Annotated in this window: 17 protein-coding genes and 3 pseudogenes; 14 read left to right on the plus strand and 6 right to left on the minus strand. The window is 52.2% G+C overall.

The features are described 5' to 3' along the window. Positions 1-140: 140 nt before the first annotated feature. Complete coding sequence (gene purL / locus PT300_06080) at positions 141-4028, plus strand: phosphoribosylformylglycinamidine synthase (GenBank protein MDF7680197.1); 3888 nt, start codon at positions 141-143, stop codon at positions 4026-4028. A gap of 95 nt (positions 4029-4123) precedes the next feature. Here purL and PT300_06085 read toward each other — a convergent pair. After that, positions 4124-4568: pseudogene (locus tag PT300_06085) on the minus strand (Shiga toxin A subunit). A 5-nt stretch (positions 4569-4573) separates the two neighbouring features. Continuing rightward, positions 4574-4861 (minus strand): annotated as a pseudogene (locus PT300_06090) (DUF2778 domain-containing protein). A gap of 695 nt (positions 4862-5556) precedes the next feature. Between PT300_06090 and glnB the strand changes: the two are divergent. Next, positions 5557-5895, plus strand: coding sequence for a nitrogen regulatory protein P-II (gene glnB, locus PT300_06095; protein ID MDF7680198.1), 339 nt, complete (start codon positions 5557-5559; stop codon positions 5893-5895). Between the two features lie 132 nt (positions 5896-6027). Then, on the plus strand, positions 6028-7281 hold the full coding sequence (locus PT300_06100; protein ID MDF7680199.1) for a serine hydroxymethyltransferase: 1254 nt from the start codon (positions 6028-6030) through the stop codon (positions 7279-7281). A gap of 63 nt (positions 7282-7344) precedes the next feature. On the opposite strand, the gene suhB is transcribed toward PT300_06100, so the two are convergent. After that, positions 7345-8148 carry an inositol-1-monophosphatase gene (gene suhB / locus PT300_06105; protein ID MDF7680200.1) on the minus strand — a complete coding sequence of 268 codons (804 nt, stop codon included), beginning with the start codon at positions 8146-8148 and terminating at the stop codon, positions 7345-7347. 119 nt (positions 8149-8267) lie between these two features. Here suhB and trmJ point away from each other — a divergent pair, with 119 nt between their 5' ends. The 11 genes from trmJ (at position 8268) to PT300_06160 (ending at position 16900) form a co-directional block, all read left to right on the plus strand. Beyond that, positions 8268-9002: a tRNA (cytosine(32)/uridine(32)-2'-O)-methyltransferase TrmJ gene (gene trmJ / locus PT300_06110; GenBank protein ID MDF7680201.1), complete on the plus strand. Its 735-nt coding sequence runs from the start codon at positions 8268-8270 to the stop codon at positions 9000-9002. A 141-nt stretch (positions 9003-9143) separates the two neighbouring features. Continuing rightward, positions 9144-9644 carry a Fe-S cluster assembly transcriptional regulator IscR gene (gene iscR, locus PT300_06115; GenBank protein MDF7680202.1) on the plus strand — a complete coding sequence of 167 codons (501 nt, stop codon included), beginning with the start codon at positions 9144-9146 and terminating at the stop codon, positions 9642-9644. A 165-nt stretch (positions 9645-9809) separates the two neighbouring features. Further along, a complete protein-coding gene (locus PT300_06120) occupies positions 9810-11024 on the plus strand; it encodes an IscS subfamily cysteine desulfurase (protein ID MDF7680203.1) in 1215 nt (404 codons plus the stop codon). Positions 11025-11050: 26 nt separating this feature from the next. Then, complete coding sequence (iscU, locus tag PT300_06125) at positions 11051-11437, plus strand: Fe-S cluster assembly scaffold IscU (protein ID MDF7680204.1); 387 nt, start codon at positions 11051-11053, stop codon at positions 11435-11437. A 15-nt stretch (positions 11438-11452) separates the two neighbouring features. Further along, complete coding sequence (gene iscA, locus PT300_06130) at positions 11453-11776, plus strand: iron-sulfur cluster assembly protein IscA (GenBank protein MDF7680205.1); 324 nt, start codon at positions 11453-11455, stop codon at positions 11774-11776. Between the two features lie 77 nt (positions 11777-11853). Continuing rightward, positions 11854-12369: a co-chaperone HscB gene (gene hscB, locus PT300_06135; protein ID MDF7680206.1), complete on the plus strand. Its 516-nt coding sequence runs from the start codon at positions 11854-11856 to the stop codon at positions 12367-12369. A gap of 15 nt (positions 12370-12384) precedes the next feature. After that, positions 12385-14235: a Fe-S protein assembly chaperone HscA gene (gene hscA, locus PT300_06140; protein MDF7680207.1), complete on the plus strand. Its 1851-nt coding sequence runs from the start codon at positions 12385-12387 to the stop codon at positions 14233-14235. Between the two features lies 1 nt (position 14236). Continuing rightward, positions 14237-14572 carry an ISC system 2Fe-2S type ferredoxin gene (fdx, locus tag PT300_06145; GenBank protein ID MDF7680208.1) on the plus strand — a complete coding sequence of 112 codons (336 nt, stop codon included), beginning with the start codon at positions 14237-14239 and terminating at the stop codon, positions 14570-14572. 2 nt (positions 14573-14574) lie between these two features. After that, a complete protein-coding gene (gene iscX / locus PT300_06150) occupies positions 14575-14775 on the plus strand; it encodes a Fe-S cluster assembly protein IscX (protein ID MDF7680209.1) in 201 nt (66 codons plus the stop codon). Between the two features lie 70 nt (positions 14776-14845). Next, entirely contained in the window at positions 14846-16132 is a 1287-nt protein-coding gene (gene pepB, locus PT300_06155) for an aminopeptidase PepB (protein MDF7680210.1), read from the plus strand. Between the two features lie 9 nt (positions 16133-16141). Then, a complete protein-coding gene (locus PT300_06160; GenBank protein MDF7680211.1) occupies positions 16142-16900 on the plus strand; it encodes an enhanced serine sensitivity protein SseB C-terminal domain-containing protein in 759 nt (252 codons plus the stop codon). A gap of 112 nt (positions 16901-17012) precedes the next feature. On the opposite strand, the pseudogene PT300_06165 reads toward PT300_06160, so the two are convergent. The 3 genes and pseudogenes from PT300_06165 to PT300_06175 all read right to left on the minus strand — a co-directional run bounded on the left by PT300_06165 (position 17013) and on the right by PT300_06175 (position 23287). Beyond that, positions 17013-19336 (minus strand): annotated as a pseudogene (locus PT300_06165) (DUF6531 domain-containing protein). 186 nt (positions 19337-19522) lie between these two features. Next, entirely contained in the window at positions 19523-21670 is a 2148-nt protein-coding gene (gene fdhF / locus PT300_06170) for a formate dehydrogenase subunit alpha (GenBank protein ID MDF7680212.1), read from the minus strand. A gap of 144 nt (positions 21671-21814) precedes the next feature. Further along, the gene (locus tag PT300_06175; GenBank protein MDF7680213.1) at positions 21815-23287 is read right to left on the minus strand and encodes a nucleobase:cation symporter-2 family protein; all 1473 of its coding nucleotides are present in this window, start codon (positions 23285-23287) and stop codon (positions 21815-21817) included. Between the last annotated feature and the right edge of the window lie 85 nt (positions 23288-23372).

The following is a 23372-nucleotide window of genomic DNA, read 5'->3' on the forward strand; positions in this document are numbered from 1 at the left end:
CCATTTTGGCCCTGGGCAGTGCCCGAAATCCTCAGGTACGACCTGTACGCTGCGGTTTCTCTGCGCTGTCCGTGTCCAGACTGGCTGCGTCAATAACGCCTGGTGGGCCAGGCTCTAAAAGCGGGACATACGAGAGACTTATCATGGAAATTTTGCGTGGCTCACCGGCGCTGTCGACTTTTCGGACGAATAAATTACTGGCGGGTTTTCGTGCCATCGGTCTGGAGGTCAGTGCAATATATGCGGAGTATATCCATTTTGCACAACTGGATCGGCCCTTAGACAATAACCAGCGTGAAAAGCTGGTGCGGCTGCTCAGATATGGCCCTTATGCGAATCATGTAACTCCCGAAGGGCAACTGTTGCTGGTGACGCCCCGGCCGGGCACACGCTCCCCCTGGTCTTCTAAAGCCACTGATATCGTACATCACTGTGGTCTGACACAGATCGCGCGTCTGGAGCGCGGCATAGCATACTATATTGACGGAGAAAATCTGAGTGCTGCACAGTGGGATACGGTTGCCAGTATGCTTCATGACCGGATGACGGAGCGAGTTTTTGATACCCTGGAAGACGGTAAAAAGCTGTTCGTCCAGCACCAGCCGGTGCCGGTAGCCCACATTGATTTATCCGCTCAGGGACGTCAGTCCCTGCTTGATGCTAACGTGCGTCTTGGACTGGCGCTGGCGGAAGATGAAATTGACTATTTGCAGCAAGCGTTTAACAAACTCAATCGCAATCCTAACGATATCGAACTGTACATGTTTGCCCAGGCCAATTCTGAGCACTGTCGGCACAAAATTTTTAATGCTGACTGGATCATCGATGGACAGCCGCAGGTGAAATCGTTGTTTGGCATGATCAGAAATACCCTGGATAAAACACCCGATAACATACTCTCTGCCTATAAAGATAATGCGGCTGTCATGGTAGGATCGCTGGTCGGACGTTTTTTTGCTGATTATCAAACAGGTCGCTATGACTTCTATCAGCAAGCAACACATATTCTGATGAAAGTGGAAACCCATAATCATCCAACGGCCATTTCCCCGTGGCCGGGCGCGGCGACCGGTTGCGGTGGCGAGATTCGTGATGAAGGCGCGACCGGATGTGGCGCAAAACCTAAAGCGGGGCTGGTGGGTTTTTCGGTTTCCAATTTATCTATCCCCGGTTTTACCCAACCGTGGGAAGAAAGCTTTGGCAAACCCGATCATATTGTCACCGCACTCGATATCATGACCCATGGGCCACTGGGTAGCGCGGCGTTTAACAATGAATTTGGTCGCCCGACGCTCAATGGCTATTTTCGTACTTATGAAGAAAAAGTCACCAGCCATAATGGTGAAGAACTTCGTGGTTATCATAAACCGATTATGCTGGCGGGCGGGATCGGTAACATCTGCGCTGAACATGTGCAGAAAAAGGAAATTAGCGTTGGCGCACAGTTAATTGTGCTGGGTGGCCCGGCGATGAACATCGGCCTGGGGGGTGGAGCGGCCTCGTCCATGAGTGCAGGCCAGTCTGATGCCGATCTCGATTTCGCTTCTGTACAACGTGATAACCCGGAGATGGAACGCCGTTGTCAGGAGGTGATTGACCGCTGCTGGCAACAGGGAGCTGCCAACCCGATTCTGTTTATCCATGATGTCGGTGCCGGAGGGTTATCGAATGCCATGCCAGAACTGGTCAATGACGGCGGGCGTGGTGGTCAGTTCCGCCTGCGCGATATCCTGAGTGATGAGCCAGGAATGAGTCCGCTGGAAATCTGGTGTAATGAGTCTCAGGAGCGCTATGTACTGGCGGTGGCGACGGAGAAGATGCCGCTGTTTGCTGAGCTATGTCGTCGTGAGCGGGCACCTTTCGCGGTGATTGGTGAGGCGATTGCTGAACCCTATTTACGCATGGACGATGCTTATTTTAATGACCGACCTATCGATCTGCCGCTGGATGTATTGCTGGGTAAAACCCCGAAGATGATCCGTCATGCCACGACGCTAAAAGCGCAAGGTCAGGCGCTGAATCGCCATAATATCACCCTGACTGATGCGATTTATCGCGTACTGCACTTACCGGCGGTGGCTGAAAAAACATTCCTTATCACGATTGGTGATCGCAGTGTCACCGGGATGGTAGTACGTGACCAGATGGTCGGGCCGTGGCAGATACCGATAGCAGACTGTGCCGTTACTACAGCCAGTTTCGATAGCTATTACGGTGAAGCAATGGCTATCGGTGAACGTGCACCGGTGGCACTGCTGGATTTCGCGGCCTCAGCACGGCTGGCGGTGGGCGAAGCATTGACCAATATCGCCGCGACACAAATTGGTGCGCTCGAACGGGTAAAACTTTCCGCTAACTGGATGGCTGCAGCCGGTCATCCAGGAGAAGATGCCGGGCTGTATGAAGCCGTAAAAGCGGTTGGCGAAGAGTTGTGCCCCGCGCTGGGGCTGACGATCCCGGTGGGGAAAGATTCTATGTCGATGAAAACCCGCTGGCAGGTGGGTGATCAACCCCACGAAATGACATCACCGTTATCACTTATTATTTCTGCCTTTGCGCGTGTGGAAGATGTGCGCAACACCGTTACGCCGCAACTGGTCACAGAAGCGAACGCGCTGTTATTGATTGATTTAGGCAACGGTCACCATGCTCTCGGCGCGACTGCGCTGGCACAGGTTTATCGTCAGTTGGGAGACAAACCGGCTGATGTGCGTGACGCCGCGCAACTGAAGCGCTTCTGGGCGGCGATGCAGGCGCTGGTCGCTGAGTGTCGATTGCTGGCTTACCATGATCGATCCGACGGTGGTTTACTGGTCACACTGGCGGAAATGGCTTTTGCCGGTCATTGTGGTCTGAATATCGATATCACCACCCAGGGTAACGATCATCTGGCGACACTTTTTAATGAAGAGCTTGGCGCGGTTATTCAGGTTCGCGCGGCGGATCGCGAAGCGGTCGAACAGTTACTCACCGATCACGGACTGGCGGATTGTGTCCACTATCTGGGAGAAGCAACCGTCGGTGATCGTTTTGTCATTACCGCGCATGGCGCTTCGCTGTTTAACGACAGTCGGACAACTTTGCGTCTCTGGTGGGCGGAAACCACCTGGCAGATGCAGCGCCTGCGCGATAATCCCGCCTGTGCCGACAGTGAACACCAGGCGAAAAGCTGTGATAACGATCCCGGTCTTAACGTCAGGCTGACTTTCGATATCGATGATGATATTGCTGCACCCTATATCGTCACCGGTCTTCGGCCGAAGATTGCCATCTTGCGTGAACAGGGCGTGAATTCACATGTTGAAATGGCGGCAGCGTTTCATCGCGCCGGTTTCACAGCGATTGATGTCCATATGAGCGATCTGTTAGCGGGCGATCAAACGCTGGCTGATTTTCAGATGCTGGCAGCCTGCGGCGGTTTTTCGTATGGTGATGTGCTTGGTGCCGGAGAAGGATGGGCGAAATCTATTTTGTTTAATCAGCGAATACGTGACGAGTTCGCCGCGTTTTTCCAGCGTCCTCAGACGCTGGCACTGGGGGTGTGTAATGGTTGTCAGATGTTATCTGGCTTGCGAGAATTGATCCCCGGAAGCGAACTCTGGCCGCGTTTCGTACGCAACGATTCGGAACGTTTTGAAGCCCGTTTCAGCCTGGTGAAAATTGCACAAAGCCCCTCTTTGTTGTTGCAGGGTATGGCTGGATCGGTAATCCCGATTGTGGTTTCTCACGGCGAAGGGCGGGCAGAGTTTCGTGACAGGACACATCATCAACAACTGGAGACAAGCGGGCAGGTTGCGCTGCGTTTTGTTGATAATTTCGCTCAAGTCACCGAATCTTATCCGGCAAATCCCAATGGCTCTCCGCAGGGGATCACCGCCGTGACCAGCGAAAATGGCCGCGTTACGATTATGATGCCGCATCCTGAACGGGTATTTCGCTCGGTAACCCATTCATGGCATCCGGATAACTGGGGTGAGAATAGCCCGTGGATGCGCATGTTCCGTAATGCCCGTAAACAGTTAGGCTAGGGAGTATCCCGGGTCTGTTTTTTGCGGCGGTAAGTGTCAAGATAGTTGTCACCCCCTCAGTAACAGAGGTGACAACTGTCTTGATGAAATGATTTTCAGAATTCACGGGAGAGTGTCAGATAGCCATTAAAACGTACAGAACATTCATCATTATTTATAAAGCCAGAAGTAATGAAAACATCGCTTTTACCTTTATTATTGGTATAAACATATTTAGCTGTAATACTTTTTGCACCGTTGGTATAATAACTTTCGAAATAGTCACCTTCAGAAAGTAAGGCTTTACCATTTTTTTGCTGATCGGCATCGTAGTCGACTTTGGCAACCTGTCGTGCAAAAATATCAGAGACAGGTGCAATATTGATAACCTGTACTTTGTGTTTTGTTACGCTGGATAACCGTGCTGTCAATATTGAAATCGTGAACGACAGCATCAAACAGAGATTGTTCTATCCAGCCGCCAACGATGGCACATTTATTTTCTTCGGCAAATGAAAAAAAAGGAGCCGCGATAAGAACACAGATAAGCGCCTTTCTCATGAAAATTACTCCACTGTCAGTGAGCGATCTCTATTCGCGGCAATTTTTCTGCGACCCGGCAAATCGACAATAATACAACCGTCTGAGGCTTCACCAGGATGCTTCGAACTATCACCGTGGATCATAAAACCGTCACGGCCACACATATTATTATTGATTGAGGGAGTCATTCGCATCGTCCATGCGCCCGTTTTATGATGATAGAAGGGGGCACCGATGGTGTATTTACCACGTGGGATAGACCCTTTGGCAACGACACATTCATTGGCACTGTCATCCTTGTAGCCAGGGCGTCCTGAGTATTTTGCTGAAAACTGGTAAGTTCCATTGAGATAGAACCCTTTAGTGCTAAGAGCCTATTCCATTAGGCTATTTTACTTGCCATTTTGTCCCTGGGCAGTGCTCGAAATCCTCACGTACTCCGTGTACGCTGCGGTTTCTCCGCGCTGTCCGTGTCCAAACTGGCTGCGCCAATAACGCCTAATGGGATAGGCTCTAACTTTATAAACCCAACCCATTATGCAATCCTCCTCTCGCTCCATAAATCTGTGTGAATGATATTGCTGTCAATATAATGCCAGGTTATGTTTTCATAGCCATAACATAATGCATCATGATAATTATGTTTATCAAACACAGAATTTTTATATGTAACATAATAAGATTGCTATGCATTAACAAGGCCATCATCCTGATGCTATGCGCAACAATTTAATATGTTGCGCATTATCATTTATATGTATTAGCGCTGTTTTTTTATCGCCTTTATTGATTGTTAGTCGGGGATAACGACAGCGAGAAAAAGCATCCGTTTTTTTGTTGTGGCCAGGCTGACTCATCACCCGCCAGACAGGTGCTTCAGGATGCGCTGCATGCCACGCAAATGATGTCATCTGCCTGCGATCAGCGACGCGAAAGAGTAGCGTCATAACGTAACGCGGGTTATGCTATTTCCAGCAATGGCTGACGCGATAATGACAGGAAGATCATGAAAAAAATTGATGCAATTATTAAGCCTTTTAAACTGGATGATGTGCGTGAAGCGCTGGCAGATGTGGGCATAACCGGGATGACTGTCACCGAAGTAAAAGGATTTGGTCGGCAAAAAGGGCATACTGAACTGTACCGTGGTGCAGAATATATGGTGGACTTTCTGCCAAAAGTCAAAATCGAAATTGTCGTAGCCGATGATATCGTTGATACCTGTGTCGATACCATCGCCCGTACCGCACAAACCGGAAAAATCGGCGACGGCAAAATATTTGTCTTTGACGTTGCACGTGTCATCCGTATCCGTACAGGCGAAGAGGATGACGCCGCGATTTAAACGCGATATCGTCTGTTAAGCGCCGATCCCATCAGGCGTGACGGGCGCAGTCAGCCTGGCATATCATCGCTGGCGGATAGCCCGAATATGTTGCAGGTTGAAATTTTATTGTTAGCTGAGCAGGAGATGTGGATGTTAAAGCGTGAAATGAACATTGCCGATTATGACATCGAATTATGGCAAGCCATGGAACAGGAAAAAAAACGTCAGGAAGAGCATATCGAATTGATCGCCTCTGAGAACTATACCAGTCCACGCGTGATGCAGGCACAGGGGTCGCAGCTAACCAACAAATATGCTGAAGGTTACCCTGGTAAGCGCTACTACGGTGGCTGTGAATATGTTGATGTCGTAGAGCAACTGGCGATTGAGCGGGCAAAAGCGCTGTTTGGTGCCGACTATGCGAATGTTCAGCCACACTCAGGGTCACAGGCTAATTTTGCGGTCTATACCGCGCTGTTGCAGCCTGGCGATACCGTTCTGGGAATGAACCTGGCACATGGCGGTCATCTGACTCACGGCTCGCCAGTTAACTTTTCAGGTAAATTATATCATATCGTACCTTATGGTATTGATGACACGGGCCATATTGACTACCACGATCTGGAAAAACAGGCGCGGGAACATCGCCCGAAGATGATTATTGGTGGTTTTTCTGCCTATTCTGGTGTGGTGGATTGGGCGAAAATGCGTGAAATCGCTGACAGTATTGGTGCTTATCTGTTCGTCGATATGGCGCATGTGGCCGGTCTTGTTGCCGCAGATGTCTATCCCAACCCGGTGCCTCATGCGCATGTCGTCACCACGACCACGCATAAAACCCTGGCAGGCCCTCGGGGCGGTTTGATCCTCGCCAAAGGGGGAAGTGAAGAGTTATATAAGAAACTGAACTCAGCGGTATTCCCGGGGGCTCAGGGTGGCCCGTTAATGCATGTGATTGCCGGTAAAGCGGTGGCACTCAAAGAAGCGATGACACCGGCGTTCAAAACCTACCAACAACAGGTAGTGAAAAATGCGCGGGCGATGGTTGAAGTGTTCCTGCAACGTGGCTATCGCGTCGTCTCCGGCGGAACCGATAATCACCTGTTTCTTCTCGATCTGGTTAATAAAAATCTTACCGGTAAAGAGGCTGATGCAGCCCTGGGGCAAGCCAATATTACGGTGAATAAAAACAGTGTGCCGAACGATCCGAAAAGTCCCTTTGTCACTTCGGGTATTCGTGTGGGGACACCTGCGGTGACGCGTCGTGGTTTTAAAGAAGCCGAAGTGCAGGAACTGGCGGGCTGGATGTGTGATGTGCTGGACAACATTAATGATCAAGCGGTTATTGAACGTGTGAAAGCACAGGTACTGGATATCTGCGCACGCTTCCCGGTTTATGGCTGATAGCCGCAAATGGCTGCCGAGTAAATACACCCCGGTTGACCGGGGTATAAAGAAACAGCCGGTTTAGCGTTTCAGTGCTTCACTCAGCTGGTCGCGCATATTGGCCAGCATCGCTTTTACAATCCGTGGATTACCAGCGACGATATGACCGCTGTGCAGATAGTTATGGCCCCCGGTAAAGTCACACACCAGGGCGCCAGCTTCGCGAGCAATCAACTCTCCGGCAGCAAAATCCCACGGTTTCAGGCCAATTTCAAAATAACCATCCACCCGACCCGCTGCGAGATAAGCCAGATCGAGGGCAGCAGAACCCATGCGGCGGAAATCAGCACATTCAGTGAATAATTGAGTGAGAATATTCATGTAGGTCGCGGCATGCTGTTTGGCTTTAAACGGGAAGCCGGTTGCCAGAATCGTGCCTTGTAAATCGCGGGCAGTACTACCACGTAAGCGGAAACCGTTGAGTTGAGCACCCTGACCACGGGTAGCAGTAAACAGCTCATTACGCATAGGATCGTAAACCACAGCGACTTCAGTACGCCCTTTAATGCGTACTGCAATGGAGACAGAAAAGTGCGGCAGACGTTTAACAAAATTGGTCGTGCCATCCAGTGGATCGATAATCCATTGAATACTCTCATCTTCACCAGTATGCTGGCCGGTTTCTTCGCTGATAATAGTATGCTGAGGATAAGATTTACGAATCGTTTCGATAATCAGCGCTTCGGCTGCCTTATCGACATTAGTGACAAAATCATTGCTACCTTTCTGGCTTGTTTCTACCGAATCGGGGATTTCGTAGTGTCTGGCAATTAAATTGCCCGCCTTGCGTGCGGCACGCACGGCGATATTCAGCATCGGATGCATCGATCTCTCTCACTGGATGTTAAAGAACGGAAAAAACGGCGCATATAATAGCAGAGAAATCTGCTTATGTCTGTGTTTTATGGTAGTATGCACAGATAATCTTTAGCTGAAGATCTGTGATGTTGCAAAATATTCGAATCGTGCTGGTAGAAACATCCCATACCGGTAATATGGGTTCTGTTGCCCGCGCCATGAAAACCATGGGATTAACTCATCTGTGGCTGGTTAATCCGCTGGTCAAACCTGACTCACAGGCTATCGCGTTGGCGGCTGGTGCCAGTGACGTGATTGGAAACGCGCAAATTGTTGATACACTTGATCAAGCGCTGGCGGATTGCAGTCTGGTCATCGGTGCCAGCGCTCGTTCACGTACCTTACCGTGGCCGATGCTGGACCCGCGTGAATGTGGCATAAAGAGCGTGGATGAAGGAAGAAGTGCGCCGGTGGCGCTGGTGTTTGGGCGCGAGCGTGTTGGGCTGACCAACGATGAGCTGCAAAAATGTCACTATCATGTCGCGATTGCGTCTAATCCAGAATACAGCTCACTGAATCTGGCGATGGCCGTGCAGGTGATTGCTTACGAAGTACGAATGGCATGGCTGGCGAGCCAGCAACAAAATCAAACGGTCGCCGATGAACAGACCCCCTATCCGCTTATGGCCGATCTGACACGCTTTTATCACCACCTGGAGCAAACTTTGCAGGCCACCGGCTTTATTCGGGCTAATCACCCGGGGCAGGTGATGAACCGATTACGCCGCCTGTTTACCCGCGCCCGACCGGAAAGTCAGGAGCTGAATATTCTGCGTGGCATACTGGCATCGATTGATGCACAACAAAAGAATAAACAATAACGTGACGGCACGGTAATAACCTACTAAAATAGTCAAGTAAGTAGTTGACCATTTTAATCAGGAATGCCAGACTTAGCCCTACAAGATTATCCCCCGGCCAGTAAAAAGTTGAGACTGGGGTCACCAGAGGTTAAGTGAGACATGAGACTGACATCTAAAGGGCGTTATGCAGTGACAGCGATGCTGGACGTGGCGCTTAATTCTGAATCTGGCCCGGTTCCGCTGGCCGATATATCTGAACGCCAGGGGATTTCGCTTTCCTACCTTGAGCAGTTATTTTCCCGTTTGCGTAAAAATAGTCTGGTATCCAGCGTTCGTGGCCCGGGTGGCGGTTATTTACTGGGAAAAACGGCCGATAATATCTCAGTCGGAGAAGTGATCAGAGCCGTTGATGAATCAGTCGATGCCACACGTTGTCAGGGGAAGAGCGGCTGTCAGGGTGGCGATAAATGTCTGACTCACGCATTGTGGCGTGATCTGAGCGAACGGCTGACCAGTTTTCTCAATAATATCACCCTGGGTGAACTGGTGAATAATCAGGAAATTCTTGATGTTTCCGGACGTCAGCAGAGCTATGAATCGCCCGCTCATGATCATGGACAAAATAACGCGGCGATGATTGGCGTCAAGTTGCGTGCTTAGCACCAAAAGGCAAAGGGATAGGTACGGTATTGCATCCGTGCTTAATTGCCGCTTATGATTTATAAATTTAGTATAAACAAACGATTAGAGTCAAAATGATTCAGGGTTTTCGAATCAGGATCTGGCCTGGTTCCTTGCATTGAGTGATGTACGGAGTTAAAAACGATGAAATTACCGATTTACCTCGACTACTCAGCAACAACACCGGTTGATCCGCGTGTTGCTGAGAAGATGATGCAATACCTGACCCTTGACGGGACCTTTGGTAATCCTGCTTCACGTTCACACCGCTTTGGCTGGCAAGCGGAAGAGGCGGTTGATATTGCTCGCAATCAGGTGGCTGAACTGGTGGGGGCCGATCCGCGTGAAATTGTTTTTACTTCTGGTGCAACGGAATCGGATAACCTGGCGATTAAAGGCGCGGCCAACTTCTATCAGAAAAAAGGCAAGCACATCATCACCAGTAAGACCGAGCATAAAGCGGTGCTCGATACCTGCCGTCAGCTCGAACGTGAAGGCTTTGAGGTCACCTATCTGGCTCCGCAGAGCAACGGTATCATTGATCTGAAAACGCTGGAAGCGGCAATGCGTGATGATACGATCCTGGTTTCGATCATGCATGTGAATAATGAAATCGGCGTGATTCAGGATATTGCCGCTATTGGTGAGATGTGCCGTGCCCGTGGCATCATTTACCATGTAGATGCCACGCAAAGTGTCGGTAAACTGCCGATTGACTTAAGTCAGCTCAAGGTCGATCTGATGTCCTTCTCCGGGCATAAAATTTATGGCCCGAAAGGCATTGGCGCCCTCTATGTGCGCCGTAAACCACGGGTTCGCATTGAAGCGCAGATGCATGGCGGCGGTCATGAACGTGGTATGCGTTCGGGAACGTTGCCGGTGCACCAGATTGTCGGTATGGGAGAAGCTTATCGTATTGCGAAAGCAGAGATGGCGACAGAATCAGCGCGCCTGCGTAATCTGCGTAACCGCTTGTGGGAAGGCGTTAAAAATATAGAAGAAGTTTACCTTAATGGCTCTCTGGAACAGGGGGCGCCGAACATCCTCAATGTCAGTTTCAACTATGTTGAAGGCGAGTCACTCATTATGTCGCTGAAAGATCTGGCGGTATCCTCAGGCTCTGCCTGTACGTCGGCAAGCCTCGAACCTTCTTATGTACTGCGTGCGCTGGGGATGAGTGATGAACTGGCGCACAGCTCAATTCGTTTCTCTTTAGGTCGATTCACTACTGAAGAAGAGATTGACTACACCATCGATCTGGTTCGTCACTCTATTGGTCGTTTGCGCGATCTCTCGCCATTGTGGGAAATGCACAAACAGGGCGTGGATATCAACAGTATCGAATGGTCACATCATTAATCAGTAGGGGATAAGGAAAATTCATCATGGCATACAGCGAAAAAGTTATCGATCATTATGAGAACCCACGCAATGTCGGTTCTTTTGACAACGACGATGAACATGTTGGTAGCGGCATGGTAGGTGCGCCAGCGTGTGGCGATGTGATGAAATTGCAGATAAAAGTCAACGATGAAGGCATCATTGAAGACGCGCGCTTCAAAACCTATGGTTGTGGCTCGGCGATTGCTTCCAGCTCTCTGGTCACCGAATGGGTGAAAGGGAAATCACTGGATGAAGCGCAGGCGATCAAAAATACCGATATCGCTGACGAACTGGAATTACCTCCAGTCAAAATACACTGTTCAATTCTGGCGGAAGATGCGATTAAAGCGGCGATTGCAGATTATAAAAGTAAACGCCAGGCAAAATAATTAAGAGGTGACGGTATGTCGATTACGCTAAGCGATAGTGCTGCGTCACGGGTGAATACCTTTCTGACCAATCGGGGTAAAGGTTTTGGTCTGCGGCTGGGGGTTCGGACCTCCGGCTGCTCTGGCATGGCTTATGTCCTGGAGTTTGTTGACCAGCCATCGGCAGAAGACGTGGTGTTTGAAGATAAAGGCGTGAAGATCGTGGTCGACAGTAAAAGCCTGCCATTTCTTGATGGTACGCAACTGGATTTTGTCAAAGAGGGATTAAATGAAGGATTTAAGTTCAGTAACCCGAATGTGAAAGACCAGTGCGGTTGTGGCGAAAGTTTTAACGTTTAATCGCCTGTTATCCGCGCTCCCATCACCGCTGGTGCGGGGCGTCGAGTCTGTTTTCACACGCTACCTCTGAGATTGCTATGGATTACTTTTCCCTCTTTGGTTTACCGGTTCATTATCACATTGACAGCCAGGCATTACTGTCACGCTTCCAGGATCTGCAACGCAAATTCCATCCGGACAACTTTGCCAGTGGTACGCCAGCGCAACAACTGGCTGCGGTACAGCAATCGGCCACCATCAACCAGGCGTGGCAAACGTTGCGCAATCCGCTGACCCGTGCCGAGTATTTACTGTCATTACATGGGTTTGATCTGGCTAATGAACAACACACTATGCACGACACCGCTTTTTTGCTGGAACAGCTGGAATTGCGCGAAGAGCTGGATGCCATTGAACAGGCGGAAGATAATCAGCGACTGAGCGATTTTATTCAGCGCGTGCGTGAGATGTATACCGCGCGTCATCAGCAGATGATCGAACAATTCGCTGACGCGGCATGGGATGTTGCGGCAGATACGGTGCGTAAGCTGCGTTTTCTCGATAAACTGCAAAACAGTGCCGGGCAACTTGAAGAGAAGTGGCTCGATATTTAATTTCCGGAAGTTATTATGGCCCTATTACAAATTAGTGAGCCTGGCCTGAGTGCCGCCTCACATCAGCGGCGTCTGGCTGCGGGTATCGATCTTGGCACCACTCATTCACTGATTGCGACGTTGCGCAGCGGTCAGGCTGAAACGCTGTCGGATGCGCAGGGGCGAGATCTACTGCCTTCTGTCGTCAATTACCATCCTGGCGGAGTAAATGTCGGTTATGAGGCTCGTCAGCAGGCGGCCCAGGACCCCGTCAACACGATCAGTTCGGTAAAACGGCTGATGGGACGTTCGCTGGACGACATCCAGCTGCGTTATCCCCACCTTCCTTATCACTTTCAGGCGAGCGAAAATGGCCTGCCGCTGATGCAGACAAACGGCGGCCTGCTCAACCCGGTTCGGGTCTCTGCCGATATTTTGCGGACCCTGGCGGCGCGCGCAACGGCGACACTTGCCGGTGAACTGGATGGGGTGGTGATTACCGTCCCGGCTTATTTTGATGATGCCCAGCGCCAGGGGACGAAAGATGCCGCGCGTCTGGCGGGGCTGCATGTCTTGCGCTTGCTCAATGAACCGACGGCGGCGGCCATCGCCTATGGTCTCGACGCTGCTCAGGAAGGCATTATTGCGGTTTACGATCTGGGGGGAGGCACCTTTGATATCTCCATTCTGCGCTTAAGCCGTGGTGTGTTCGAAGTGCTGGCCACGGGTGGCGATTCCGCATTAGGAGGCGATGATTTTGACCATTTACTGGCGGATTATCTGCGCCAGCAAGCGGGATTAACCGATTATCACGATAATCGTTTACAGCGTGAAGTGCTTGATAGCGCTATTGCCGCCAAAATTGCGCTTAGCGAGGCCGATTCGGTCAACGTTGTGCTCGGTGACTGGCACGGAGAGATCACGCGCCAGCAGTTTAATCAATTAATCGCGCCACTGGTGAAGCGTACCTTACTGGCCTGCCGTCGTGCGCTGAAAGATGCCGGTGTCACGACTGAAGAGGTACGGGAAGTGGTGATGGTGGGCGGTTCGACACGTATTCCATTGGTTCGTGAGCGTGTCGGTGAATTTTTTGCCCGTCCGCCACTCACTACCATCGACCCGGACAAAGTGGTGGCTATCGGAGCTGCCATTCAGGCCGATGTTCTGGTGGGCAATAAGCCAGACAGTGATCTGCTACTCCTGGATGTCATTCCGCTGTCACTGGGGCTGGAAACCATGGGCGGGCTGGTGGAGAAAATCATTCCCCGTAACACTACCATCCCCGTGGCGCGTGCTCAGGAGTTCACCACCTTTAAAGATGGCCAGACAGCGATGTCGATCCATGTGATGCAGGGAGAGCGCGAACTGGTCACGGATTGCCGCTCACTGGCGCGTTTTTCTCTGCGTGGTATTCCGCCCTTGCCTGCGGGCGGGGCTCATATCCGCGTCACCTTCCAGGTGGATGCTGATGGCCTGTTAAGTGTGACGGCAATGGAAAAGTCGACCGGTGTTGAAGCCACTATTCAGGTGAAACCTTCCTATGGTTTGACCGAAGGTGAAATTGCGACAATGATTAAGGATTCGATCAGTCACGCCGGACAGGATATAAAAGCCCGTATGCTGGCCGAGCAAAAAGTCGAAGCAGCGCGAGTGCTGACCAGCCTGGAGAGCGCCCTTGCAGCCGATGCGGCACTGTTAAACGCGACGGAGCGTCAGGCGATTGACGATGCCATCACCCAGCTACATAACGTCCTGGCAGGTGATGATGCGGAGGCGATAAAAGCTGCAATTAAAAATATTGATACACAAACCGGAGAATTTGCCGCTCGCCGGATGGATCACTCGATCCGTACTGCACTGAAAGGCCACTCCGTGGATGAGGTTTAAGATGCCAAAAATTGTTTTTCTGCCCAATCCGGAACTGTGTCCGGATGGGGCCGTCGTAGAAGCCGCAAGTGGTGAGACCATTCTGGATGCCGCACTGCGCAATGGCATCGAAATTGAACATGCCTGTGAAAAATCCTGTGCCTGCACCACCTGTCATTGTATTGTCCGTGAAGGATTTGATTCGTTGCCCGAAAGCTCCGAACTGGAAGACGACATGCTGGATAAAGCATGGGGACTGGAGCCTGAAAGCCGTCTGAGCTGTCAGGCGCAAGTCACAGATGAAGATCTGGTGGTTGAGATCCCGCGTTACACCATCAATCATGCACGCGAGCATTAATCATGGGACTGAAATGGACAGACAGCCGGGCCATTGGCGAAGCCTTGTATGACGCTTTTCCTGATCGCGATCCGAAAAGCGTTCGCTTTAGTGACATGCATCAGTGGATTTGTCAGCTGGATGATTTTGATGATAATCCGACCGCATCGAATGAAAAAATTCTGGAGGCTATTCTGTTAGTCTGGCTGGATGAAGCCGGATAACCTGCCAGCAATAAGAGTATCACAGGGCTGCCTTCGGGTGGCCCTTTTACCAGAAAAGGATGAAGTGAAGATGACCGAGGTTATGCAGATTACGCTGACCACCCAGCCTGCCGATGCGCGCTGGGGAGAGGAAGCCATTTACAGTATCAATAGTGACGGTATTACTCTGCATCTGAATGCGCAAGACGATCTCAGTTTGATTCAGCGCGCAGCACGTAAAATCGACGGCATGGGCATAAAACATGTCGCACTCTGTGGTGAGGGCTGGGATATTGAACGAACCTGGGCCTTCTGGGCGGGCTATAAAGGGCCGAAGGGTCATCGTCAGATAGAATGGCCGGTACTGGATGAGGCACAGGAAAATGAGCTGGATAACCGGCTGACGATAATTGACTGGGTGCGTGACATCATTAATGCCCCGGCAGAAGAGCTCGCCCCGCAACAGCTGGCGCAGAGTGCAGCAGACTTGTTGTGCAGTGTGGCCGGAGAGGCTATCTCATATCATATGACTGAGGGCGAAGATCTGCATCAACAAGGCTACTTCGGGTTGTATACCGTTGGTCGGGGATCGTCACGTCCCCCGGTATTGCTGACGCTGGATTATAATCCCACCGGTGACAGTGATGCTCCTGTGTATGCTTGCCTGGTGGGCAAGGGGATCACCTTTGACTCCGGTGGCTACAGTATTAAGCCCACGGGTTTTATGGATTCGATGAAATCTGACATGGGAGGGGCGGCTATGGTCAGTGGCGCGCTGGCGCTGGCCATCACCCGTGGCCTGAATAAGCGTGTCAAACTGTATCTCTGTTGTGCCGATAACATGGTCAGCGGTAATGCCTGCAAACTGGGGGATATCATCCATTATCGCAATGGTAAAAGCGTGGAGATCATGAATACCGATGCAGAAGGTCGCCTGGTGCTGGCCGATGGTTTGATTGATGCCAGTGCCCAACGACCCGCGCTGATTATCGACGCAGCGACACTGACGGGAGCGGCCAAAACCGCGCTCGGTAATGATTACCATGCGCTGTTAAGCTTTGATGATCAACTGGTTCAGCGCCTGTTGGCCAGTGCGGAAGCTGAAAACGAAGCTTTCTGGCGTCTGCCACTGGCTGAATTTCATCGCAGTCAGCTTCCTTCCAGCTTTGCTGAACTCAATAACACGGGTAGCGCCGCTTATCCGGCGGGTGCCAGCACAGCGGCAGGGTTCCTGTCCCACTTTGTGGAAAATTATCATCAGGGCTGGCTACACATTGACTGCTCGGCGACCTATCGTAAAACAGCGGTTGAACAGTGGGCGGCCGGGGCGACCGGGCTAGGTGTACGTACTATCGCCAATCTGTTAACCGCTGAGTAAGCGAAGATGATACCTGAAACAAACAATGAATTAGAAAGGGCGCTGGAAAAAGCGACGCATGATCCAGCCGCTCGCGCACTATTTTATCGTCAGTTGCTGAACGCCAGCGTCTGGGTTCCCGGGCAGTGTTCAGCAGACAATCCGCAGGATCTCCCGCGCTGGCAGCGGGAGGATGGCACGACCGTGATTCCGTTTTTTACCTCGCTAGCGGCATTACAGCAGGCCACGGGGGGAACGCCATTTTTTGTCGGGATGCCGGTAACAACACTGTTTACGCTGGCCGCGGGAGAGCTCCTGATGATCAATGCGAATCTGGCGGTCAGTAAACTATTTATGCCTGATGAAATCCGCCAGTTGCTGGCGGATGACAGAAACACTTCCGGCGGCCATACCGTGCTGGAAGGGGGCGAATCGGTACTGTTATCTGCGATAACGGAACCGCCCGCACAAATGATTACCGCGTTAACGACATTGTTTAAGACGCTGAAAATGGTTCGACGGGCATTTTTATGTTCTGTCAAAGAGAGCGTTACTGATCCGGAAAATATGCTGATCGGCATTGAAATGGAGGGCGATATTGACAGTATCATCCAGATAATCGGTGATACGGCGATGGAGGCACTGGCAGAAGATGCATCTATTGATATCTGTCGGGTGGTGGAGGGTGACGGCGGAATAAGCCACTTTATGATCGCCCATATCGCCCCTTTTTATGAGAAGCGGTGGGGGAGTTTCCTGCGTGATTTTAAACCGTTGCCTGTTAACTGATAGCAATCTGGCTTGTAGCTATTTCAGCTTGTCTCATGACTTCACGACGAGTTGCACGAGAAGAATCAAATGAATTGTTTTCACTATCTATCGGTTTTCCACTCTGCTCCCACGGATCAATCCACGTCAGCGGTTCCAGCGCATACTGATACGGATTCAGCCCTGGCGGGTCCTGGCTGATAAAGCGGCCGCATTCCGGATCGTAGTAGCGAAAACGATGATAGTGTAATCCGGTTTCTGCGTCATGGTATTGTCCCTGATAACGCAGCGGCTGGTGGATTTCCTCTCCGTTGCGGGCTCTTTCCTGCGCGGTGCAGCCCCTGGCCGTGGTAGTCGGCCCACCAGACGATATTGCCCTGAGCATCGGTCAGTTCACGCGGCAGGCCGGAGGCGTCGTTGTGATACCCGTATATCCGCGCCGCTTGTTTGTCCTCGCCCGTCCGGTGGGTGACCTGGGCCAGCGGGGCGAAGCCGTGCTCGTCTTCGTCAATCCACAAGTGGCTGCGCGGGTCGCTGATTTCGTTCAGCAGCCGGTCACCGTCCCAGATAAAGACCGTGACCCTGCTGGCGTCCTGTTTCCACGTCCGGCGGCCAGCCATAACGGTCATAGTCATACGTGGTGGTGCGACTAGAGCAGTCAGTGTGACGGGTGACCAGCCCGGCACTGTTATAAGTGAGACGCTGAATACCGGAAGCAGCGTCGCAAATCCGGGTCAGGTTGCCCTGGTCATCGTGGTTGTATTCGGTTATCCGTCCCGCTTCGTCCATCATGCGGATAAGATTACCGACAACATCATAGGTGAACTCCTGTCTGCTGCCGTACATGTCAGTAATACTGCGTGGCAGGTTCCAGCGCGGGTGCCAGTCGAAGTCGGTGGTTTCACCGTCCGGGGCGATGATTTTCATCAGGTTGCCGCGTTCATCATAATAACAGCGGGTCAGCCGTCCGGCGGGGTCGGTCAGGCGCATTATCTGGCCGCGGGCGCTGCGCTGTATTCGTGTGCAGCCACCGCACGCATCGGTCAGGGCCAGCAGTTCATGGTTATCATCGAACTCATAGCGGGTGACTCTTCCCGGGGCATCGGTGACCGTGGTGCTGGCGGTGTCGTAACGGAAGTGCCACTCGCCACCCTGACTGTCGTAATGACGCAGTACCTTTCCCTGCGGGGTGTATTTATCATACTCATAGAAACAGGCCAGCTCGCCTGCCAGCCGGTGGGCCACCAGCATATGCTGCTGATAGCGAAACTCGCGCAGTACTGCTCCCTGGCCATTGCGCACCGCGATAAGGTCACCTTCCGGCGAGTAGTCATACTGGCACAGCCTGTCGGCGCTGAGCGGGTCGGAGGGATGAAAGACGCTGACCCCGGTGATACGTTCCACAGTGTCACCATTCGTCAGCGGCAGGGAGGAAAACTCGACCAGGAAGCGCCGTCCGGCACTGTCGGTTATCTGCTGCGGCTGATTCCGGTCGTTGTAGTCAATGGTCAGGCGATTTTCATTGCGGTCAGTGATTGCGGACAGCAGCCAGTGGTCTGGCCGGGGCTGATGGCTGAAGTGCCAGTGGCGGGATTCATCGGCGGCGCAGATGCAGACGGAGTCTTCCTGCGGGCGACTGACCTTCAGCTGTTCATAGCGGTTCATCACCGGCAGTTCGCCGGGTGGTGGACAGGGGAAACGGATGTCCCGGCCCTGTTCGTCAGCGAATATCAGCACATCATCCTGCTGGCGCACGCTCAGCGACAGCGGCAGAAACCAGCCCTGACCCAGCCAGCCGTTGCTGATTTCATCCGAGAAGTAGTAACGCTGCCATGTCAGGGGTATCGCGGCCGGAAAGTCAAAGTCGTTATCCTCATCGCCATACAAGACCTTGATGCCCAGAATCGCGTTAACCGGGTGACCGGTCAGGGGCGACAGTGGCTCGGACGGGATTTTGCAGGGCTCGCTTTTGCGGCTGTTGCGACTCTGATGGCTGCCGCCCTTTTCACTGCCTGCTTTTTTGGCGCTGAGGGTATGACTGGCACTTTTTCCGGCTGCCCGGCTTTCAGCTTTTACCGCCGTCTTTTCTGCCTGGAGTGCGGTTTTCTCCACCGCTTTCACCGCGCTGGTTTTACCGAGCGCTTTATTAATCCGGGCGGCTATTTTTCCGGCTTTAAATACCCCGCCCGCGCCGGGAACAAAGTTGACCACGGCCGAGCTGGCTGACAGTGCCGCCTGGTCATATTCCCCTTCGGCGGTATAGATAACCGCGTTAACCCCATCGGCGAGAATGCCCACCACCGGTATCGCGCCGACGATATCGAGTCCGCTGTGCACCATCTCGCCCCACTCGGCTCACCAGTCGTTCTTCACTGGCGGATTAGCGCTGCCGCCGTCGACCGTGCCGAGCGGCGGCGGCACATACTGCAGCTTACCGATGGTGTTGCCTTTGCGCATGACCATTCCCTGTGCTGAAGTAAGGCGTGGATGATTGATTCAGAGAGTCTGAGTCTGCCACAGCGGATAATTAATTGCTATTAAAATTAATAACCTATGAATGGAACAATTAACAGAATAATCGTTGTGGGTTTTGAGCTTATTCGGTGAGCGCTGATACGCTCACCTTTATCTGTCGGGGGAGGATTATCCTGCGGCACTCTCACGCAGATGATTTTTCAGCTTGTTGTATTCATCAATAACATGCTGTTCGGCGGCACGTTGATCAGCAATGCGCTCAAGATTAACCGCGCAATACTTGTACTCCGGCGTTTTGGTGATTGGGCTCAGATTTTCTGTCACCAGCTCGTTACAGGCACCGATCCACCACTGATAGGTCATATAGATGGCCCCCGGGTTAGGTCGATCGCTGATCTTCGCCCGGGTGATAACCCGGCCTTTGCGCGATTTAACCCATACCAGCTCTTCATCGCCAATGCCCAGTCGTTTAGCATCAGCGGTATTGATTTGCGCGTAGCCCGGTTCGTCGGCCAGTCTGGCCAGTGCGGCACAGTTACCCGTCATCGAACGGCAGGAGTAGTGGCCCACTTCCCGCACGGTAGAGAGTACCATCGGATACTCATCGCTCAGTTTATCCAGCGGTGCCTGCCATTCGCAGGTGTAGAACTGTGCCAGTCCATTTGGGGTCGCGAAACGATCGGCAAACAGGTATGACGTTCCCTGGTCAGCCTCCGATTCATCACGACACGGCCACTGTATGTAGCCCAGTTCGCCCATTTTTTCGTAGGTCGCACCCGTAAAATCCGGGCACAGCACACGCAGTTCATCCCAGATTTGTTGCGTATTGTCGTACTTCATCGGATATCCCATTCGGGTGGCGATCTCACAGATAATTTGCCAGTCGGTCTTGAGATCCCATTTCGGTTCTACGGCCTTAAAGAAGCGCTGAAAGCCACGATCGGCCGCGGTATAGACCCCTTCATGCTCACCCCATGAGGTCGCAGGCAGGATGACATCGGCCACCGCGGCGGTTTTGGTCATAAAAATATCCTGGACGATCACCAGATCTATCGCTTCATAGGCTTGTCGTACGGCGGATAGCTCAGCATCGGTCTGCAGCGGATCTTCCCCCATAATGTATGCCGCCCGCAGTTCGCCTTGTGCAACGTGATGCGGTAACTCAGTGATGCGAAATCCTGACTGTTCCGGCAGACGCTTCACCCCCCACGCTTTGGCAAACTTCTCCCGATTCTGGGCAAATTTGACATATTGGTAGCCCGGATAGGTATCCGGCAGGGCGCCCATATCACAGGCACCCTGAACGTTGTTCTGACCGCGCACCGGATTGACACCAACATGAGCTTTGCCCAGATTACCGGTCAGGATCGCCAGGCTGGTAAGTGCGCGCACTGTTTCAACGCCCTGCCAGAATTGGGTCACTCCCATGCCCCACAGGATCGTCGCCGTTTTGGCGCCAGCATACATCCGCGCACACTCGCGGATCTGTCTGGCGCTGATACCGGTTATCGTTTCCATCGATTCAGGGGTGTAGTGTTCGACAATATCGCGGTAGGCGTCGAAACCTTCGGAACGACTGGCGATAAAGGATTTATCGTAGAGCTCTTCGGCGATAATGACATGGGCGATAGCATTGAGCAGCGCAACATTAGTGCCATTTTTCAGCGCCAGATGCAGATCGGCAATACGCGCTGTTTCGGTTTTCCGCGGGTCGCAGACGATAATTTTCGCCCCATGTCGCTGAGCATTGAGAATATGATTCGCCACGATCGGGTGGGCATCTCCGGGGTTATAGCCGAAGATAAACACCAGATCGGTATTATCGATCTCAGTGATGGCGTTGCTCATCGCACCGTTACCGACCGACTGATGCAGACCTGCAACCGAGGGGCCGTGACAGACGCGGGCGCAGCAATCAACGTTATTGGTGCCAATAACTGCACGGGCAAACTTCTGCATGATGTAGTTGGATTCGTTGCCGGTCGCCCGTGAAGATCCCGTGGTTTGAATCGCATCGGGGCCGTACTTTTTCTTGATGGCACTGAGGCGGGTTGCGACGTAATCCAGCGCCTCATCCCAGCTGACGGACTCCAGCCGACCTCCGCGCTGACGACGGATCATCGGTGTTTTCAGCCGCGGTGTGAGGATCTGCGGATCATCAATAAAATCCCAGCCATAATAGCCCTTCAGACAGAGCGTTCCCTGATTGTTTTTACCCATTGCGGCGTCGGCACGGGTAATTTTCCCCTCCTCCACGGTTAGCTGTATCTTACAGCCGGAAGCACAGTAGGGGCAGACGGTGATGACTTTATTCATAACGATGTTCCTGATGAAATGAAATTCAGAACAGCAGGGAGAAACTGAAACGACTGTTTAGCCCCAGCGCCACACCTTGCTGTACGGCAGGTATCGCCAGTAACAGCAGGGTGATCAGTGAAAACAGGCATCGGATGATCATGATTATCCCTCCTGGGCTTCTTCAGGGTATTTGTCTTTACGGACTTTACGCAGTAACAGCCACATCCTGACCGTTCTGACTGCCATATTGCGCGCCGCAGAACTGGGCGGTGCCGGATCAGGAACCGGTGATTCGTGGCTGATACGAAAAGGGACACTACCATTAAGGGTGAGATTAGCGACAATCGCTGTCAAGGTGCCAATCGTAATACCGCTATGCAGAAAGAGCTGGATCATGGGCGGAAACTGAATAAACAGGTTGGGCACCAGCACCGGCATCATGCCGAGGCCGAGGGTTAATGCCACCACCATGCCGTTATTATTATTGCGATAGTTGACCTGTCCCAGGGTTCGGATACCGGAAACCGCCACCATACCGAACATAACAATGCCCGCACCACCGAGGATCGGTTTCGGGATCAGCACCACCAGCGCCGCCATCCTCGCGAATACTCCCATCAGAATCAGAATGATACCGGAAATCGACACCACAAAACGGCTGCGTACCCCGGTCAGGCCGATTAAGCCGACGTTCTGCGCGAAAGCGGCGTAGGGATAAAGGTTAAAAAAGCCGCAAATGGTTGTCGCGATACCGCAGGTATTAAGACCGTTACGCAGCATTCTGGCATCGACCTTTTTGCCAACGATATCACCAGTGGCCATCATGGATGACATAGTTTCCACCATCACCACCACCATCACCATCGAAAGCAGGGCGACCGGGATAATATGAAATTGCGGTTTCGCAAAAGGCATCAGGGTAGGCAGATGAAACCACGGTGTGGCGTTAACCAGATGGAAATCCAGTGGCTTAAAGCACCCCCAGAGCACGGTGCCGATGATCAGGCCGATCAAGACCGCGGTATTTTTGATCACCCCGGAAGCAAAGGTGTAGATATTGAGAATAATCACCAGCGTCACTGCGGCCATTAGCAAGGCGAAGGGGGCACCAAATCCACTCATTTCACTGTTACCACCGCCGATCCAGCCCCCGGCGACCGGCATAATCGACATGCCGATCAGGGTAACGATGCTCCCCATCACCACTTTAGGAAAGAAGCGAATCAGCTTGCTAATCCACGGTGCGCAGCAAAGGATAAAAATACCGGAAACGATCACTGCGCCGGATATCCCACCGATACCATACTCCTTGCCAATCAGCACCATGGGGATCAGGGCGGCAAAAGTACAACCCTGGATCAGCGGCAGACGACAGCCCAGCCACGACCCGACCCCCAGAGACTGCACAATGGTCGCTGCGCCGCAGATAAACAGATCGGCACTGATCAGTAAAATAATGTGTTCTGGTGGCAGTCCTACGGCATTACCGACCACTAAAGGAACGGCGACGGCACCCGCATACATCACCAGCACATGCTGTAATCCATAAAGAATCATCTGGCCAACGGGTAAGATCTCATCAACCGGTGCGGTTGACTTTTTGTTGCTTGAGCCAGAACGGGCGATCTCTTTCATCACGTTGTTGTCTCCTGTACGACTTCACTCTTGATTACTCCGGTAAACAGAGTGGAAGTTACGATTCGAAGGCCACAGCCTCCCT

This window comes from Enterobacteriaceae bacterium ESL0689 (assembly GCA_029433525.1).
Classification (GTDB): domain Bacteria; phylum Pseudomonadota; class Gammaproteobacteria; order Enterobacterales; family Enterobacteriaceae; genus JAQTIF01.

What these genes read in the sequence shown, in the direction of transcription:
- glnB (MDF7680198.1), top strand. Translation starts at nt 5,557, where the DNA reads ATGAAAAAAATTGATGCAATTATTAAGCCTTTTAAACTGGATGATGTG.
- PT300_06100 (MDF7680199.1), top strand. Translation starts at nt 6,028, where the DNA reads ATGTTAAAGCGTGAAATGAACATTGCCGATTATGACATCGAATTATGG.
- suhB (MDF7680200.1), bottom strand. Translation starts at nt 8,148, where the DNA reads ATGCATCCGATGCTGAATATCGCCGTGCGTGCCGCACGCAAGGCGGGC.
- trmJ (MDF7680201.1), top strand. Translation starts at nt 8,268, where the DNA reads ATGTTGCAAAATATTCGAATCGTGCTGGTAGAAACATCCCATACCGGT.
- iscR (MDF7680202.1), top strand. Translation starts at nt 9,144, where the DNA reads ATGAGACTGACATCTAAAGGGCGTTATGCAGTGACAGCGATGCTGGAC.
- PT300_06120 (MDF7680203.1), top strand. Translation starts at nt 9,810, where the DNA reads ATGAAATTACCGATTTACCTCGACTACTCAGCAACAACACCGGTTGAT.
- iscU (MDF7680204.1), top strand. Translation starts at nt 11,051, where the DNA reads ATGGCATACAGCGAAAAAGTTATCGATCATTATGAGAACCCACGCAAT.
- iscA (MDF7680205.1), top strand. Translation starts at nt 11,453, where the DNA reads ATGTCGATTACGCTAAGCGATAGTGCTGCGTCACGGGTGAATACCTTT.
- hscB (MDF7680206.1), top strand. Translation starts at nt 11,854, where the DNA reads ATGGATTACTTTTCCCTCTTTGGTTTACCGGTTCATTATCACATTGAC.
- hscA (MDF7680207.1), top strand. Translation starts at nt 12,385, where the DNA reads ATGGCCCTATTACAAATTAGTGAGCCTGGCCTGAGTGCCGCCTCACAT.
- fdx (MDF7680208.1), top strand. Translation starts at nt 14,237, where the DNA reads ATGCCAAAAATTGTTTTTCTGCCCAATCCGGAACTGTGTCCGGATGGG.
- iscX (MDF7680209.1), top strand. Translation starts at nt 14,575, where the DNA reads ATGGGACTGAAATGGACAGACAGCCGGGCCATTGGCGAAGCCTTGTAT.
- pepB (MDF7680210.1), top strand. Translation starts at nt 14,846, where the DNA reads ATGACCGAGGTTATGCAGATTACGCTGACCACCCAGCCTGCCGATGCG.
- fdhF (MDF7680212.1), bottom strand. Translation starts at nt 21,670, where the DNA reads ATGAATAAAGTCATCACCGTCTGCCCCTACTGTGCTTCCGGCTGTAAG.
- PT300_06175 (MDF7680213.1), bottom strand. Translation starts at nt 23,287, where the DNA reads ATGAAAGAGATCGCCCGTTCTGGCTCAAGCAACAAAAAGTCAACCGCA.